The organism is Pantoea sp. X-Soil-MYKO-1289 (genome assembly GCF_059730625.1).
This window is the reverse complement of record NZ_AP036004.1, coordinates 3,383,487-3,399,022: the sequence shown is the minus strand read 5'-3', so window position 1 is coordinate 3,399,022 and position 15,536 is coordinate 3,383,487. Positions and strand designations below refer to the sequence as shown.

Sequence of the window (15,536 nt, the reverse complement as noted above, 5' to 3'; positions counted from 1 at the left end):
TTTTAAGGAGCTGTAATGTTAAAAGACTGGGATTGCATCCTGTTCGATGCCGATGACACCCTGTTCCACTTCGACGCGTTTGCCGGGTTGCAGCGTCTCTTCGCCGGTTACGACGTTCAGTTCACCGATCAGGATTACGCCGACTATCAGGCGATCAACAAGCCGCTGTGGGTCGATTACCAGAACGGCGCCATCTCCGCGCTGCAGCTGCAGACGCGGCGTTTTACCGGCTGGGCGGAAAAGTTGAGCGTGGCGCCAGACGTGCTTAACAGCGGCTTTCTGAGCGCCATGTCGGAGATCTGCATGCCGCTGGAGGGCGCGGTCAGCCTGATGCATGCGCTGCACAACAAAGTGCCGATGGGCATCATCACCAACGGCTTTACCGCGCTGCAGCAGGCGCGTCTGGAGCGCACCGGCTTCCGCGACTACTTTTCGGCGCTGGTGATCTCCGAGCAGGTCGGCGTGCCTAAGCCGGACGCGGCTATTTTCGACTACGCGCTGGAGAAAATGGGCAATCCGGATCGCAGCCGCGTGCTGATGGTGGGCGATACGCCGGAGTCCGATATTCTCGGCGGCATGAACGCCGGTTTAAAAACCTGCTGGATCGACCACGGCACGCGACCGCTGCCAGAGACGATTCGCCCGACCTGGACGGTGACCTCGCTGGGCGAGCTGAAGGCGCTGCTGCTCGCCTGAGTATCTATTCACCGTAGCAGCTGATTCAAAGCTAAGAAGCCCGCAAAGCGGGCTTCTTTTCATTTAAAATCTATTCACGAATCTATTCACGAATCTATTCATTCGACGTGAATGGGCTTGCACTTTTGCTTGAATACGCTCTGGTGGACCCCATATTAAATGGCGAAAACCGATAAACAGGGCGCGCCTGTGGCTTAAGGCACCGATTCTTTCTTCTCGCCTTCGTCGTCGCGATCCTCTTTAACCGGCGTGCTGGCGGTCAGCAGAAAGGGCGACTGCTGCCAGCGGGTGCGGCGATCGCGCAGCAGCGTACGCGACAGAATAATGCCGATGGCCAGCGCCAGCAGCATCATCAGGCGCAGAATATTGGTGGTGTTGTCGACCTGACGCGACTCGGTGACCAGCACATGGGTATCCAGCGTCACGCGCAGGAAGCCGAGCGGGCCGTCGCTGTTGCCGAGCGGCTCCACCAGCTGATGGTTGAAGTAGCTGCCGGCGCGCTTGCCGTCGAGCGCCAGACGATCGCGCACGTTGATGTTTTCGCCGCTGTGCGCCACCAGGCTGCCGTCGTCGGCGTAAACCGAGGCGTCGAGAATGCGGCTGTTGGTGGTCATCTGGTTGAGGATGGCTTCGATCTGGCTGCGGTTATCGTCGCTGTTGTCCATCAGCGGCGACAGGCTAAAGGCGACCTGCTTCGTCAGGGTCTGCGCCAGCTCTTCGACCTGTTCGGAGCGCGCCATCTGATGGCCGAGGCTAAACCAGGAGGCGCCCTGCATCAGGACGACCAACAGCGCCAGCGAGATCAGCACAATCACCGTGCGATGTAAGCGAAATTTCAGTGCCCTTTTAGCCATCGATAACCTGTGTCACGTCACAACAGAAACCAGGAGATTATGTTGCCAGAAGCGGCGCAGACAAGGTAGCCTCTTGCGTGGTTTTGTTGTCCCCCTACAGGAGCTCTGATGCCGAACCGTCTTACCTGGTGCGATCTGCCCGCCGAACTCTCCGAATGGCCGGGTTTACCCCTTTCCCTTAGCGGCGACGAAGTGATGCCGCTGGACTACCGTGCCGGTCGGACCGGCTGGCTGCTGTATGGTCGTGAACTGACTAAACAACAGCTTACCGATTATCAGCATCAGTTAGGCGCGGCGATGGTGATCGTCAGCGCCTGGCGCGTCGACGACTATCAGGTGGTGCGTCTGGCCGGTTCGCTGACGCCGCGCGCCGCGAAGCTGGCGCACGAGAACGGCCTCGACGTCGCGCCGCTTGGCAAGATCCCGCATCTGAAAACGCCGGGCCTGCTGGTGATGGACATGGATTCCACTGCGATTCAGATCGAGTGCATCGACGAGATCGCCAAACTGGCGGGCAGCGGCGAGCTGGTGGCGGAAGTGACCGAGCGCGCGATGCGCGGCGAGCTGGACTTCGCCGCCAGCCTGCGCCAGCGCGTGGCGACGCTGAAAGGCGCCGACGCCAATATTCTGAAGCAGGTGCGCGACGAATTGCCGCTGATGCCAGGGCTGACCGAGCTGGTGCAGAAGCTGCAGGCGCTGGGCTGGCAGGTGGCGATCGCCTCCGGCGGTTTTACCTATTTTGCGGAATACCTGCGCGATACTCTGCATCTGGCGCACGTCGCCGCCAACGAACTGGAGATGCGCGACGGCAGGCTGACCGGCGAAGTGCTGGGACAGATTGTCGACGCGCAATACAAAGCGGATACCCTGAAGAAGCTGGCGCAGCGTTTCGACATCGCGCCGGAGCAAACCGTCGCCATCGGCGACGGCGCCAACGACCTGCCGATGATTAAGGCTGCGGCGCTGGGTATCGCTTATCATGCTAAACCCAAAGTGAATGAGCAGACGCAGGTGACTATCCGTCACGCCGATCTGATGGGCGTATTTTGCATCCTCAGCGGCAGCTTGATTCACGAAGAGCGTTAGAGGTATTGATTTGGCCAAAGCGGCAAAACGCGCCTTCGTTTGTAACGAATGCGGCGCAGACTATCCGCGCTGGCAGGGGCAATGCAGCGCCTGCCACGCCTGGAACACCATCACCGAAGTGCGTATTGCGGCGTCGCCGGCGGCGGCGCGCAATGAGCGCCTGAGCGGCTACGCCGGCAGCGCGGGCGTCAGCCGGGTGCAGAAGCTGTCGGAAATCAGCCTGGAGGCGCTGCCGCGTTTCTCGACCGGCTTCAAAGAGTTCGACCGCGTGCTGGGCGGCGGCGTGGTGCCGGGCAGCGCCATCCTGATCGGCGGCAATCCCGGCGCGGGGAAATCGACGCTGCTGCTGCAGGTGATGTGTCGCCTGGCGCAGGAGATGAAAACCCTCTACGTCACTGGCGAAGAGTCGCTGCAGCAGGTGGCGATGCGCGCGCACCGTCTCGGTTTGCCGAGCGAAAACCTCAACATGCTGTCGGAAACCAGCATCGAGCAGATCTGCCAGATCGCCGAGCAGGAAGAGCCGAAGCTGATGGTGATCGACTCCATCCAGGTGATGCACATGGCGGATATTCAGTCGTCGCCGGGCAGCGTGGCGCAGGTGCGCGAAACCGCCGCCTATCTGACGCGCTTCGCCAAAACGCGCGGCGTGGCGATCGTGATGGTCGGCCACGTCACCAAAGATGGCTCGCTGGCGGGTCCGAAAGTGCTGGAGCACTGCATCGACTGTTCGGTGCTGCTGGACGGCGACGCCGACTCGCGCTTCCGCACGCTGCGCAGCCATAAAAACCGCTTCGGCGCGGTTAACGAGCTGGGCGTATTCGCCATGACCGAGCAGGGGATGCGCGAGGTCAGCAATCCGTCGGCGATCTTCCTGTCGCGCGGCGACGAGGTCACTTCCGGCAGCTCCGTAATGGTGGTGTGGGAAGGCACGCGCCCGCTGCTGGTGGAGATCCAGGCGCTGGTGGATCACTCGATGATGGGCAATCCGCGCCGCGTCGCGGTGGGACTGGAGCAAAACAGGTTAGCGATCCTGCTGGCGGTGCTGCATCGCCACGGCGGCCTGCAGATGGCCGATCAGGATGTCTTCGTCAACGTGGTCGGCGGCGTGAAGGTCACCGAGACCAGCGCCGATCTGGCGCTGCTGCTGGCGATGGTGTCGAGCCTGCGCGACCGTCCGCTGCCGCAGGATCTGGTGATTTTCGGCGAAGTCGGGCTGGCGGGCGAGATCCGTCCGGTGCCGAGCGGGCAGGAGCGTATCTCCGAAGCGGCCAAACACGGCTTCAAGCGCGCCATCGTGCCGGCCGGCAATGCGCCGAAGAAAGCGGTCGACGGCATGAAGGTTTACAGCGCGAAAAAACTGGCGGACGCGCTGGCGATACTGGATGAGCTTTAAAGGCTGAGCGGGTAAACTCGCAGGCAACTTCAATCCATGCAGGAGGCAGCATGACGTCGTTCGACTATCTGAAAACCGCCATTCGCCAGCAGGGGCATACCCTGCAGCAGGTGGCCGACGCCAGCGGGATGACCAAGGGCTATCTGAGCCAGCTGCTCAACGCCAAAATCAAAAGCCCGAGCGCGCAAAAGCTGGAAGCGCTGCATCGCTTTCTGGGTCTGGAGTTTCCGCGCCGCGATAAAACCGTCGGCGTGGTGTTCGGCAAGTTCTATCCGCTGCATACCGGCCATATTTACCTGATCCAGCGCGCCTGCAGCCAGGTCGACGAGCTGCATATTATTATGGGGCACGACGAGCCGCGCGATCGCGAGCTGTTCGAGAACAGCGCCATGTCGCAGCAGCCGACCATCAGCGATCGGCTGCGCTGGCTGCTGCAAACCTTCAAGTATCAAAAAAACATTCGCATTCACTCGTTTAATGAAGAGGGCATTGAGCCCTACCCGCACGGCTGGGACGTCTGGAGCGAAGGGGTAAAAACCTTTCTCAGCGATCAGGGCATCGCGCCCGACTGCATCTACACCAGCGAAACCGCGGATGCGGAGATGTATCAGCAGCATCTGGGCGTGCGCACCGTGCTGGTCGATCCGGCGCGATCCTTTATGAATATCAGCGGCGCGCAGATCCGTCAGGATCCCTTTCGCTACTGGGAATATATTCCGACCGAGGTGAAGCCCTTTTTCGTGCGCACCGTTGCCGTGCTCGGCGGCGAATCCAGCGGCAAATCGACGCTGGTCAACAAGCTGGCCAACATTTTCAACACCACCAGCGCCTGGGAGTATGGCCGCGACTACGTCTTCTCTCACCTCGGCGGCGACGAGATGGCGCTGCAATATTCCGACTACGACAAGATCGCCCTCGGCCAGGCGCAGTACATCGACTTTGCGGTGAAGTACGCCAATAAAGTCGCCTTTATCGATACCGATTTCATCACTACCCAGGCGTTCTGCCTGAAGTATGAAGGCCGGGAGCACCCCTTCGTGCAGGCGCTGATCGACGAATACCGTTTCGATCTGGTGATCCTGCTGGAGAATAACGTGCCCTGGGTGGCGGACGGCCTGCGCAGCCTGGGCAGCTCGGTGGACCGCCGCGAGTTCCAGTCGATGCTGGTGACCATGCTGCGGGAGAACAACGTCGACTTTGTGCACGTGCGCGAGGACGATTACGATACGCGCTTTTTGCGCTGTATCGAGCTGGTGAAGGGGATGATGGACGGCAAGACCCCTGCCTGAAAGCGGGGGCCTCGCCCCCGCGCGCTTCAGTTCGCCGCCAGCGCGCGCAGCGTATTAACCCCTTTTTGCCGCACCAGCAGCGCCAGCAGCAGCATGCCCGCCACCGCCAGCGCGCTCGCCAGCAGAAATGCCGTATGGTAGCCGCCGCCATACTGGATCAAAAAGCCGGTAATGCCCGGCGACAGAATCCCCGCCAGATTCGCCAGCAGATGGACAAAGCCGCCTGCGGTGCCGATGCGTCCCGCCGGCACGATATCCTGCAGCAGCGACCAGCACGCCTGCGGCGTCATATAGGCGAACACGCTGGCCAGCGTAATCAGCGTGACCGCGCTCACCACATCCCGGCTCCAGGCGGTGAGCAGCACGCAGAGCGCCGCCACCGCCAGCCCGACGAAGATCACCAGCTTGCGCGACAGCAAAAAGTTTTGCGTGCGGCGGAACAGCATATCGGAAATGATGCCGCCGCCGAGAAAGCCCGCCGTCGCGCCCAGCCAGGGCAGCACGCCGATAATGCTCATGCTTTTGATATCCAGATGCTGGAAATCGGTGAGATAGCTTGGCAGCCAGGAGAGAAAGAAGTACTGGATGTAGTTGAAGCAGAAAAAGGCGCTCGCCACGCCCAGCACCGGCAGCGAAAAGACGTAGCGCCACAGGGAATGGCGATCCTGCTGCGGCGCGGCCGCCGCCTGGGTTGCCGGGCGATGGCGGCTGATCAGCTCGCGTTCGACTGGGCCGACGCGCGGATGATCCTCCGGCTTATCGCGGAACAGCCAGAGCCAACAGGCGACCCAGACAAAGCCCAGCAGGGCGATAACGATAAAGGCGATGCGCCAGCCGTAGTGCAGACCTACCAGCCCGACCACCGGCGCCGCGATCGCCGCCCCAAGCGGCTGCCCGGCGTTAGTAAAGCCGACCGCGCGTCCCGTCTCTTTTTTGGGAAACCAGTTGGCGATCGATTTGTTGGTGGTGGTGCCCATCGGCCCTTCGCCGATGCCGAACAGCATGCGCACAATCAGCAGATGGGCGAAGCCCGTGACCAGCGCGGTGGCGCCGCAAAACAGCGACCAGACGCCCGCCGCCCAGGCGTAGACGCGACGCGGGCCGAAGCGATCCGCCGCCCAGCCGCCGAGAAAGCAGAAGGCGCAGTAGCCGATAAAAAAGCAGCTAAACAGGATGCCCATCTGCGCGTCGTTGATGTGCAGATCGCTTTTAATCAGCGGCGCCATCACCGAGAGCGCGGCGCGGTCGAGATAGTTCAGCATGCCGGCGAAGAAGAGCAGCAGCGCGATCACCACGCGATAGTTTTTACGCATAGCGGCGGACTCCTTTATCGGTAATCTGACTCAGCGAGAGGCGGTAGTGGCGCAGCACCTCTTCATCCGGCGCGTAGCCCAGGCCGGGACGCGAGGAGAGGGTAAAGGCGACGTCGCGCGGCAGATCGGGATAGAGGCGCGCTTCGAAATCGATCCAGGGCGTTTCCAGCTTCACCTCGTCGGGCAGCAGCGCCACCAGATGCGCGGTCGCCAGCAGGCCGGCGCCGTAATAGAAACAGTGAGGTACCACGCGCACGCGGTACTGCTGCGCGGCGGCGAACACGCGCAGCGCCGCGCTGATGCCGCCCACTTTCGCCACGCTGGGCTGCGCCACATCCACCGCGCCGTTTTCCAGCAGATGCATAAAGCCCCAGTCGCCGTCGACGTTTTCGCCCGCCGCCAGCGGCACGCCGACGCGCTTGAGCTGCGCCAGCCCCTGATAATCGTCGGGCGGCCAGATCGGCTCTTCAAGCCAGCCGAGCTGGAGCGAGCGCAGCTCATGCGCCTGCCGGGCGGCCTCTTCGCGCGTCCAGGGGCAGTTGACGTCGACCAGCAGCTCCGCCTGCGCCGGCAGCGCGGCGCGCGCGGCCTGAATGGCGTCGAAGGTGGTTTCGTGCAGTTTCAGCGTGGTAAAGCCCTCATCCCAGGCGCGTTTTACCTGCGCGGCGACGGCGGCGGGCTGGTTGTCGTAGCTCACCAGGCTGGCGTAGCGCTCAATGCGCTGCCGCGCAGCGCCAAGCAGCTGCCAGAGCGGCTGTTGTTGCCGCTGGCCGAGCGCGTCCCACAGGGCGATATCCACCGCGGAGAGCGCGTAGCGCACCGGGCCGCTGCGGCCAAAAGCGTGCAGCGCTTTTTCCGCCTGCTGCATCAGGGCGGCGATGGCGTCTGGTGAATCCGGCAGCGGTTTGCCGATAAAGGCCGGCGCCACCAGCGTGCAAATCGCCTGTTCTGTGACGGGATTGGCCAGATGGCCAAAGGCTTCGCCCCAGCCGCACAGGCCGTTGTCGCAGGTGACTTTAACCAGCAGCGTTTCCATGCGGCGCAGAGAAGAGGAGGCGGCATTAAAGGTGGTTTCCTGGTGTTCAGGCGCGCGTCGCTGCGCGTCAAACGGGATGGCGATACGCGTGACGTCAATTGAAGCTATTTTCATGCCATAGACCTCGTAAGATGACCTCCGGCGCGAATTATTATCAGAGCCTGCCGGAACGGTAAGGTGGATCGGGTCAGATCATCAGCGAGTATAAAAAGCGGGTGTTGACGCGGCATCGGGCAGCAGCCCAGGGTTAAAGGCGCAATAGCGGGAAGAATTGGGCGAAGCGACAGAGAAAGGCGCAGGCAGTCACAAAAAGAGAAAAGGCGGCATCGCTGCCGCCTTTTGGATTACTTGGTAATACGCTTGTACTTGATACGCTTCGGCTCCAGCGCGTCCGCGCCGAGGGTGCGTTTCTTGTACTCTTCGTACTCGCTGAAGTTGCCTTCGAAGAACTCCACCTTGCCCTCATCCTGATAGTCGAGGATATGGGTAGCGATACGGTCGAGGAACCAGCGGTCGTGCGAGATCACCATGGCGCAGCCCGGGAACTCCAGCAGGGCGTTTTCCAGCGCGCGCAGGGTTTCGATATCCAGGTCGTTGGTGGGTTCGTCAAGCAGCAGCAGGTTGCCGCCAACCTGCAGCAGTTTCGCCAGGTGCAGACGACCGCGCTCGCCGCCGGAGAGTTCGCCGACGCGTTTGCCCTGGTCGGTGCCTTTGAAGTTAAAGCGGCCGACGTAGGCGCGGCTCGGCATCTCGAAGGTGCCGATACGCATGGTGTCCAGTCCGCCAGAAACCTCTTCCCACACGGTTTTGGAATTATCCATCGCGTCGCGGAACTGATCGACCGACGCCAGCTTGACGGTTTCGCCCAGCTCGATGCTGCCGGCATCGGGCTGCTCCTGACCGGTCATCATGCGGAACAGGGTCGATTTACCCGCGCCGTTCGGACCGATAATGCCGACGATAGCGCCTTTCGGCACCGAGAAAGAGAGATCGTCGATCAGCACGCGGTCGCCGTAGGATTTAGTCAGGTTTTTCACCTCGACCACTTTATCGCCCAGACGCGGACCCGGCGGAATAAAGAGTTCGCTGGTCTCGTTACGCTTCTGGTATTCGGTGCTGTTCAGCTCTTCAAAGCGGGCCAGACGCGCCTTGCCTTTAGACTGGCGGCCCTTCGTGCCCTGACGTACCCACTCCAGCTCTTTCTCGATCGATTTACGACGGGCGGCTTCAGCAGAGGCTTCCTGCGCCAGACGCTGATCTTTCTGCTCCAGCCAGGAAGAGTAGTTGCCTTCCCACGGAATGCCTTCGCCGCGGTCCAGCTCAAGGATCCAGCCCGCAACGTTGTCGAGGAAGTAACGGTCGTGGGTAATCGCCACGACGGTGCCTTCGAACTCGTGCAGGAAGCGCTCCAGCCAGGCCACGGACTCGGCGTCCAGGTGGTTGGTTGGTTCGTCCAGCAGCAGCATGTCCGGTTTTTCCAGCAGCAGGCGGCACATCGCCACGCGGCGACGTTCGCCGCCGGAAAGGTTGCCGATTTTGGCGTCCCAGTCCGGCAGGCGCATCGCATCGGCGGCGCGCTCCAGCTGCGTTTCCAGGTTATGGCCGTCGTGCGCCTGAATAACCTCTTCCAGACGACCCTGTTCGGCCGCCAGCTTGTCGAAGTCGGCGTCCGGCTCGGCGTAGAGCGCGTAAACCTCATCCAGACGCTTCAGCGCGCCGACCACTTCGGAGACCGCTTCTTCGATAGATTCGCGCACCGTCTGTTCCGGGTTAAGCTGCGGCTCCTGCGGCAGATAACCTACTTTAATGCCCGGCTGCGGACGCGCTTCCCCTTCGATATCTTTATCGATGCCCGCCATGATGCGCAGCAGCGTGGATTTACCCGCGCCGTTCAGGCCGAGCACGCCGATTTTCGCGCCCGGGAAAAAGCTGAGGGAGATGTTCTTTAGAATATGACGCTTCGGCGGAACCACTTTGCCGACGCGATGCATGCTATAGACGAATTGAGCCACGTTGTAATGAGCCTCTGATTCTGGTGGGTGAATTAGTGACGAAGTTTAGCCTTTTTGCCTGGCTAATCCCAGCCGCGCGCCGGGATAATTCCGGGCGCGCGGCGTTGTTACGCGTAAAGAGAAAAGGCGGGAGTCAGACCGACTCGGGCAGACGCAGCGGCAGCGGCTGCTGCGCCAGCCACTCCGCCAGCGCATTGTCCGGCGCGCTGTCGCTGACCAGCAGGTCAAAGCGGTGCAGCTCGCCGATGCGTGCGGGCAGCACCTTGCCGAATTTGCTGCTGTCCGCCACCAGAATACGCTGGCGCGCGCGCAGCATGGCGTGATGTTTCATCGCCAGCTCGTTGAGGTTGTAGCAGGTCGCGCCCTGCTCAATATCGATGCCGGCCGCCGAGATAAACGCCAGCGTCGGGCAGAGGTCGTCAAGGATCGAGTGCGCGCCGATCGGCGTGAACAGGGCGTTGTCGGCGTGAAACTCGCCGCCGCTCAGGATCACGTTGCAGGCCGGTTTCTCTTTGAGCGCCAGAAAGGTATTCATGGCGCAGCAGATGGCGGTGAAGGGCAGATCCTCGGGCAGGGCATCGACGATATAAGGGATCGTGGTGCCGCAGTCGAAAAATACCGTGTCGTTTTCGCCGATCAGGCTGGCGGCGGCCTGCGCCAGGCGCTGCTTTTTCGCCGCGTTCTGACCATGCTGATCCGAAACGAAATAGTGGCCGCCATGGTTTTTCGGATCGCTGACGATATAGCCGCCCAGCAGCACCACGGTCGATGCCGGTTCGCTCAGATCGCGCCGAATGGTCATCTCCGAAACGCCTAAAAGCTGCGCGGCGTCTTTCAGATGCAGCTTGTCGGTGCGTTTTAGCGCCAGGGTCAGTTTCTGAATGCGTTCGTCGCGCCGGGTTTCCATAGAGGTCTCTGTTGTGGTTGATAGCCGAGAGTGATGCGCCCTGGAGGAGAGGGCATATCCGGTTAACCGCGATAATTGCCGCAATTTTAATGCGTTGCGCGTCCAGGCCGGCAGGCGATCAATCTTACCCGTAATCAGATCGCCCCGCAAACGCCGCCATGCGCGCCTTATTTTTACACGGGTTTTTAACAGAATGTCATTGTCGCGCGCCAGCCAGCAACGCGCTTTTAGCCAGCCTGTGCGGCGCGCTGCGTAAATTTTGTGAAGAACATGGCAAGAGCCGTTTCCCCTGGTTAGCATGAAGAATGCCTGGCACGCAGCCGGAGAGCAGCAACAGAGGAGATTTTCGTGGAGAAGTGGCGTAACTGGATGATAGGGATCTGTCTGGCCGGAGCGGCCAGCAGCGCGTGGGCAGACTCACTGGATCAGCAGCGAGAACGTTATCAACAGATTAAACAGGCGTGGGACAGCAACCAGATGGCGACGGTAGAGCAGCTGCTGCCGACGCTGCGGGATTATCCGTTATACCCTTACCTGCAGTACCGCCTGCTGGCGCAGGATCTCGATCAGGAAACGCCGCTCGCCGTTAACAACTTTATCCAGCAATATCCGACGCTGCCGCCGGCGCGCTCGCTGAAAACCCGCTTCGTCAACGTGCTGGCGCATCGCCAGGACTGGCAGGGTATTCTCAGCTTCAGCCCGGAAGCGCCGACGCCGGTACAGGCGCGCTGCAACTGGCTCTACGCCAAATGGGCGACGGGCGCGCAGCAGCAGGCCTTTGAGGGCGCGAAGGCGATCTGGCTGCGCGGCACCGCGCTGCCGAACGACTGCGACCGCCTCTTCTCGGTCTGGCAATCCTCCGGCCAGATGTCGCCGATTACCGTGCTGGAACGTATTCGCCTCGCGATGAAGGCGGGCAACGACAGCCTGGTGAGCTTCCTGGCGAAAAGCCTGCCGGAAGATTATCAGACCATCGCCACTGGCGTGCTCGCCTTGCAGAACGATCCGCAGACGGTGGTGAACTTCGCGCAGAGCGTCGGGCCGACCGATTTTACCCGTCAGGCGACGATTTACGCCTTTACCCGCGTCGCGCGCGCCGATATGGAGAATGCGCGCAGCATGATCCCACTGCTGGTGCGCGGCCAGAAGATGGAAGCGGACGACGAGCAGGCGCTGAAAGAGATCGTGGTCTGGCGCATGATGGGCAGCGATTTAACCTCGGAGCAGGCGCGCTGGCGCGATGCCGTGGTGATGAACAGCCAGTCTACGGCGCTGATCGAACGCCGCGTGCGTCTGGCGCTGTCGCAAAACGATCGCCGCGGCCTGAATACCTGGATCGCGCGTCTGCCGCTCGAGGCGAAAGAGAAAGACGAATGGCAGTACTGGCAGGCCGATCTGCTCTATTCGCAGGGGCGCAAAGAGGAGGCGGACGAGATCCTGCATAAGCTGATGCAGGCGCGCGGCTTCTACCCGATGGTGGCGGCGCAGCGGCTGGGCGTGAAATATCCGCTGCAGATCGACGAGGCGCCGAAGCCCGACAGCGCGACGGTGCAGGGACCGGAGCTGGCGCGCGTGCGCGAGCTGATGTACTGGGGGCTGGATAACCTGGCGCGCAGCGAGTGGGCCAATCTCATCGCCAGCAAAAACCACACGCAGCAGCAGATGCTGGCGCGCTACGCCAACGAGCAGGACTGGTGGGATCTCAGCGTGCAGGCGACCATCACGGCGAAGATGTGGGACAGCCTGAAAGAGCGCTTCCCGCTGGCGTGGGAGAGCTTCTATAAGAGCAATACCCGCGACAAAGGCATCGCGCCAAGCTACGCCATGGCGATCTCGCGTCAGGAGAGCGCCTGGAACCCGAAAGCGCGTTCGCCGGTCGGCGCCAGCGGCCTGATGCAGGTGATGCCGGCGACGGCGGCGCACACCGTGAAGATGTATAACATTCCCGGCTATATGAACAGCAACCAGCTGCTCGATCCGCAGACCAATATTCAGATCGGCACCCAGTATCTGGAGTATGTCTATCAGCAGTTCGGGCAGAACCGCATTTTCGCCTCGGCGGCCTACAATGCGGGGCCGGGGCGCGTGCGCAGCTGGCAGAACGTCAGCGCGGGCAATCTCGATGCGGTCGCCTTTATCGAGACCATTCCCTTCTCTGAAACGCGCGGCTACGTGAAAAACGTGCTGGCCTACGACGCCTACTACCGCCACTTTATGGGCGAACCGGATAAGGTGCTGTCGGACAGCGAGTGGAACCGCCGCTACTAGCGTGCTATGCTTCCGTACTCGTTAGTGAGTACGGAAGCCTGTTTGATGACGCAATCTCCCGCCCGGTCGGCGCAACATTCCCTTTCTGAAGATAACTGGCGGCGCTTTATCGCCCTGATGCAGCAGGCTTACGCCGATGACGTGGCGCTGCCTTTGCTGCAGCTGATGCTGACGCCGGACGAGCGCGAAGCGCTCGGCACGCGCCTGCGCATCGTCGAAGAGCTGATGAACGGCGCGATGAGCCAGCGCGAGCTGAAAAACGAGCTGGGCGTCGGCATCGCCACCATTACGCGCGGGTCGAACAGCCTGAAAGAGGCGCCGCCTGAGCTGCGGCGCTGGCTGGAGGCGCAGCTGGGACGCGGCGACCTTAGCGCTGATAAAGCGGATGAGTAAAAGGGCAGAGCGCCAGAATAAGCGCCTGATGATAGACGCTGGAGCGCGTCAGCAGGCCGTGCGTAAGGGCGCCGATAGCGCCGCCTTTGTGTTTGATATTCTCTACGCCGGTCAGCTGCGCCATCTCGTCGCCCAGCTCGCGTCCGGCGGCCAGGCCCGCCATCACTACCGGCGGCAGCGTAAAGCTGGCGGAACGCGACTCGCCGCGCCGATCGGCGTTCTCGACCACCATCCAGGCAAAGGCGCAATCCGCTTCGATACCGGCCTCAATCGCCACCCAAAAATCCGCTTCCGGCGCGACCTGACGCGCATTGGCGACGCGCTGGCGTGCGCCGGTTCGCGTTTCCGCATCGCTCAGGGGCTGCGCCGCGACGCCGCTATCGACCTCGACCCCGCGAATATGGCAGGATCCTTCGCCGAAAACGTCGTTGAACGCCTGAGAGATTGCGCGAATTTTTGCCGGATTGATGGTGGCTGCGATAACCTGGTACATAATCTATTGAACCCTTTAGGCAAATTTGTCGCAGTATAACGGAAACTCAGCATGCTACAGGTCTATCTTGTTCGTCACGGTGAAACGGTATGGAATGCGCAGCGCCGCATTCAGGGACAATCCGACAGTCCGCTGACGGAGAAAGGAGAGCAACAGGCCCACCAGGTGGGCGAGCGCGTAAAACATCTTGGCATTACCCATGTTATCGCCAGCGATCTGGGCCGCACCCAGCGCACCGCCGAGATCATCGCCGACGCCTGCGGCTGTACGGTGACGCTGGAGCCGCGCCTGCGCGAGCTGAATATGGGCGTGCTGGAGAAGCGTCCGCTGGACGGGCTAACCGAAGAGGAAGAGCGCTGGCGCAGCGCGCTGGTGGACGGCACCGTAGACGGCCGCATCCCGCAGGGCGAATCGATGGCGGAGATGGCGGCGCGCATGCATGAGGCGCTGAACGCCTGTCTGGCGCTGCCCGCCGGCAGCCGACCGCTGCTGGTGAGCCACGGTATGGCGCTCGGCGTGCTAATCAGCACCATTCTTGGCCTGCCGGCCCATGCGGAGCGCCGCCTGCGCCTGCGCAACTGCTCTATCTCGCGCGTCGATCACCAGCAGAGCGCCTGGCTGGCGGAAGGCTGGGTGGTGGAAACGGCGGGCGATATTTCGCACCTTGACGCGCCCGCGCTGGATGAGCTGCAGCGCTAAAAAAAATGCCGTCGTAATGACGGCATCTTAACGGTCAGCTCGCCTGCTGGCGGCGAATCGGGATGAGATATTCGCAGCGGATCTCTTTCGGTGGCTCGGGGCGCTTCTTGCCGCCATGGGTGTAGAAGCGTTCGATATCCTGACCCTGACGGCGCGTCAGGCCGAGCGTCGGCATGCAGGTGCCGTAGAGCAGCAGGATAAATTCCTGCAGCTCGTTGCGCGGGCCGTTATAGGTGAACTGCACGTAGTCGCCCGCTTCCAGCAGCACGCTCTGGCCGGAGTGCAGGTTAATCGCCTGATCGGACGGCACGGCGGTGGTGTAAAGAATCTCCTGCTCGTCGTCCTTCTCCTGGCTGGCGCGCACCTGATGCAGGCCGTAAAGCACTGGCGGAACGGTGTCGGTTTCCAGCAAGAACTGCTTCCAGAAGTGGATGCGCATCTCGTCGCGGTAGCTGGAGATCTGCTCCAGGGTGCAGCTATAGGTTTGCGTTTGCCCGACCAGCACGGTTTCCGGCAGAGTGACGAAGGTCGACTCCGGCATGCTGTTATCGTCGAGGCGAATCGGCGGACGAATGCCGAACGAATTCCATTCCGAGGAGCGGCGATACCATGCGGGCGTCTGGTTAAACTGCTTTTTAAAGGCGCGGGTAAAGGTCTGCTGGGAATCGAAACGGTATTGCAGAGCGATGTCCAGAATCGGGCGACTGGTAAGGCGCAACGCCACGGCCGCTTTAGACAGGCGGCGAGCGCGGATATAAGCGCCGATCGCATGGCCCGTTACATCTTTGAACATCCGTTGTAAATGCCATTTAGAATAACCCGCTTTCAGGGCAACGTTGTCCAGTGAAAGGGGCTGATCCAGATGGCTCTCCAGCCAGACAAGCAAATCTCGAATGATACCGGCTTGGTCCATAAAACATCCTCATACTCTCTGGGTGCGACTAACGCAGTCGCCGAATAATAGCACTAATTGCACATCAGGCGTGGGCCGTTTTGTTGGGAGATTGTGCCATGTCAATGTGGGATAAAACCGGTTCTGGTTTGGTCAACGCGGACAATTGCCAGTACATTACATGCTCGTCTATTAGGTTTGCAAT

General features: G+C 61.4%; 14 protein-coding genes. 7 read left to right on the top strand and 7 right to left on the bottom strand.

Annotated features, from left to right (window positions below; genetic code table 11):
- The first annotated feature begins 15 nt into the window (after nt 1-15).
- Nucleotides 16-696, top strand: a complete 681-nt coding sequence (gene yjjG, locus AC6I7Z_RS16190; RefSeq protein ID WP_048780844.1) for a pyrimidine 5'-nucleotidase — start codon at nt 16-18, stop codon at nt 694-696.
- A 194-nt stretch (nt 697-890) separates the two neighbouring features.
- Here yjjG and AC6I7Z_RS16185 read toward each other — a convergent pair whose 3' ends face one another.
- Entirely contained in the window at nt 891-1,550 is a 660-nt protein-coding gene (locus AC6I7Z_RS16185) for a YtjB family periplasmic protein (protein ID WP_497814951.1), read from the bottom strand.
- A 108-nt stretch (nt 1,551-1,658) separates the two neighbouring features.
- On the opposite strand from AC6I7Z_RS16185, the gene serB reads away from it, so the two are divergent.
- From serB to nadR, 3 genes are read left to right on the top strand one after another with little or no spacing between them, the layout of a single operon-like run.
- Nucleotides 1,659-2,636 carry a phosphoserine phosphatase gene (gene serB, locus AC6I7Z_RS16180; RefSeq protein WP_497814950.1) on the top strand — a complete coding sequence of 326 codons (978 nt, stop codon included), beginning with the start codon at nt 1,659-1,661 and terminating at the stop codon, nt 2,634-2,636.
- 10 nt (nt 2,637-2,646) lie between these two features.
- Nucleotides 2,647-4,029 carry a DNA repair protein RadA gene (radA, locus tag AC6I7Z_RS16175; protein WP_033749394.1) on the top strand — a complete coding sequence of 461 codons (1,383 nt, stop codon included), beginning with the start codon at nt 2,647-2,649 and terminating at the stop codon, nt 4,027-4,029.
- A 50-nt stretch (nt 4,030-4,079) separates the two neighbouring features.
- Nucleotides 4,080-5,318: a multifunctional transcriptional regulator/nicotinamide-nucleotide adenylyltransferase/ribosylnicotinamide kinase NadR gene (gene nadR / locus AC6I7Z_RS16170; protein WP_497814949.1), complete on the top strand. Its 1,239-nt coding sequence runs from the start codon at nt 4,080-4,082 to the stop codon at nt 5,316-5,318.
- A gap of 26 nt (nt 5,319-5,344) precedes the next feature.
- On the opposite strand, the gene AC6I7Z_RS16165 is transcribed toward nadR, so the two are convergent.
- From AC6I7Z_RS16165 to deoR, 4 genes are all read right to left on the bottom strand, one after another.
- Complete coding sequence (locus AC6I7Z_RS16165) at nt 5,345-6,631, bottom strand: MFS transporter (RefSeq protein ID WP_497814948.1); 1,287 nt, start codon at nt 6,629-6,631, stop codon at nt 5,345-5,347.
- Nucleotides 6,624-7,781: a mandelate racemase/muconate lactonizing enzyme family protein gene (locus AC6I7Z_RS16160; protein ID WP_497814947.1), complete on the bottom strand. Its 1,158-nt coding sequence runs from the start codon at nt 7,779-7,781 to the stop codon at nt 6,624-6,626. The genes AC6I7Z_RS16165 and AC6I7Z_RS16160 overlap by 8 nt, the downstream gene beginning before the upstream one ends.
- 230 nt (nt 7,782-8,011) lie before the next feature.
- Entirely contained in the window at nt 8,012-9,679 is a 1,668-nt protein-coding gene (ettA, locus tag AC6I7Z_RS16155; RefSeq protein WP_033749401.1) for an energy-dependent translational throttle protein EttA, read from the bottom strand.
- Nucleotides 9,680-9,812: 133 nt separating this feature from the next.
- Nucleotides 9,813-10,586, bottom strand: a complete 774-nt coding sequence (gene deoR, locus AC6I7Z_RS16150; RefSeq protein WP_497814946.1) for a DNA-binding transcriptional repressor DeoR — start codon at nt 10,584-10,586, stop codon at nt 9,813-9,815.
- A 348-nt stretch (nt 10,587-10,934) separates the two neighbouring features.
- On the opposite strand from deoR, the gene sltY reads away from it, so the two are divergent.
- Nucleotides 10,935-12,854: a murein transglycosylase gene (gene sltY / locus AC6I7Z_RS16145; protein ID WP_096072547.1), complete on the top strand. Its 1,920-nt coding sequence runs from the start codon at nt 10,935-10,937 to the stop codon at nt 12,852-12,854.
- Between the two features lie 45 nt (nt 12,855-12,899).
- Nucleotides 12,900-13,247: a trp operon repressor gene (gene trpR, locus AC6I7Z_RS16140; protein ID WP_497814945.1), complete on the top strand. Its 348-nt coding sequence runs from the start codon at nt 12,900-12,902 to the stop codon at nt 13,245-13,247.
- Here trpR and yjjX read toward each other — a convergent pair.
- Nucleotides 13,222-13,740, bottom strand: coding sequence for an inosine/xanthosine triphosphatase (yjjX, locus tag AC6I7Z_RS16135; protein WP_497814944.1), 519 nt, complete (start codon nt 13,738-13,740; stop codon nt 13,222-13,224). The two genes, trpR and yjjX, sit on opposite strands and share 26 nt — an antisense overlap.
- A gap of 51 nt (nt 13,741-13,791) precedes the next feature.
- Here yjjX and gpmB point away from each other — a divergent pair, with 51 nt between their 5' ends.
- Nucleotides 13,792-14,439, top strand: a complete 648-nt coding sequence (gene gpmB / locus AC6I7Z_RS16130) for a 2,3-diphosphoglycerate-dependent phosphoglycerate mutase GpmB (RefSeq protein WP_033749409.1) — start codon at nt 13,792-13,794, stop codon at nt 14,437-14,439.
- A gap of 34 nt (nt 14,440-14,473) precedes the next feature.
- Here gpmB and robA read toward each other — a convergent pair whose 3' ends face one another.
- On the bottom strand, nt 14,474-15,352 hold the full coding sequence (robA, locus tag AC6I7Z_RS16125; protein WP_497814943.1) for an MDR efflux pump AcrAB transcriptional activator RobA: 879 nt from the start codon (nt 15,350-15,352) through the stop codon (nt 14,474-14,476).
- Nucleotides 15,353-15,536: the final 184 nt, after the last annotated feature.

What these genes read in the sequence shown, in the direction of transcription:
- AC6I7Z_RS16165 (WP_497814948.1), bottom strand. Translation starts at nt 6,631, where the DNA reads ATGCGTAAAAACTATCGCGTGGTGATCGCGCTGCTGCTCTTCTTCGCC.
- AC6I7Z_RS16160 (WP_497814947.1), bottom strand. Translation starts at nt 7,781, where the DNA reads ATGAAAATAGCTTCAATTGACGTCACGCGTATCGCCATCCCGTTTGAC.
- trpR (WP_497814945.1), top strand. Translation starts at nt 12,900, where the DNA reads ATGACGCAATCTCCCGCCCGGTCGGCGCAACATTCCCTTTCTGAAGAT.
- AC6I7Z_RS16185 (WP_497814951.1), bottom strand. Translation starts at nt 1,550, where the DNA reads ATGGCTAAAAGGGCACTGAAATTTCGCTTACATCGCACGGTGATTGTG.
- nadR (WP_497814949.1), top strand. Translation starts at nt 4,080, where the DNA reads ATGACGTCGTTCGACTATCTGAAAACCGCCATTCGCCAGCAGGGGCAT.
- robA (WP_497814943.1), bottom strand. Translation starts at nt 15,352, where the DNA reads ATGGACCAAGCCGGTATCATTCGAGATTTGCTTGTCTGGCTGGAGAGC.
- yjjX (WP_497814944.1), bottom strand. Translation starts at nt 13,740, where the DNA reads ATGTACCAGGTTATCGCAGCCACCATCAATCCGGCAAAAATTCGCGCA.
- yjjG (WP_048780844.1), top strand. Translation starts at nt 16, where the DNA reads ATGTTAAAAGACTGGGATTGCATCCTGTTCGATGCCGATGACACCCTG.
- gpmB (WP_033749409.1), top strand. Translation starts at nt 13,792, where the DNA reads ATGCTACAGGTCTATCTTGTTCGTCACGGTGAAACGGTATGGAATGCG.
- serB (WP_497814950.1), top strand. Translation starts at nt 1,659, where the DNA reads ATGCCGAACCGTCTTACCTGGTGCGATCTGCCCGCCGAACTCTCCGAA.
- deoR (WP_497814946.1), bottom strand. Translation starts at nt 10,586, where the DNA reads ATGGAAACCCGGCGCGACGAACGCATTCAGAAACTGACCCTGGCGCTA.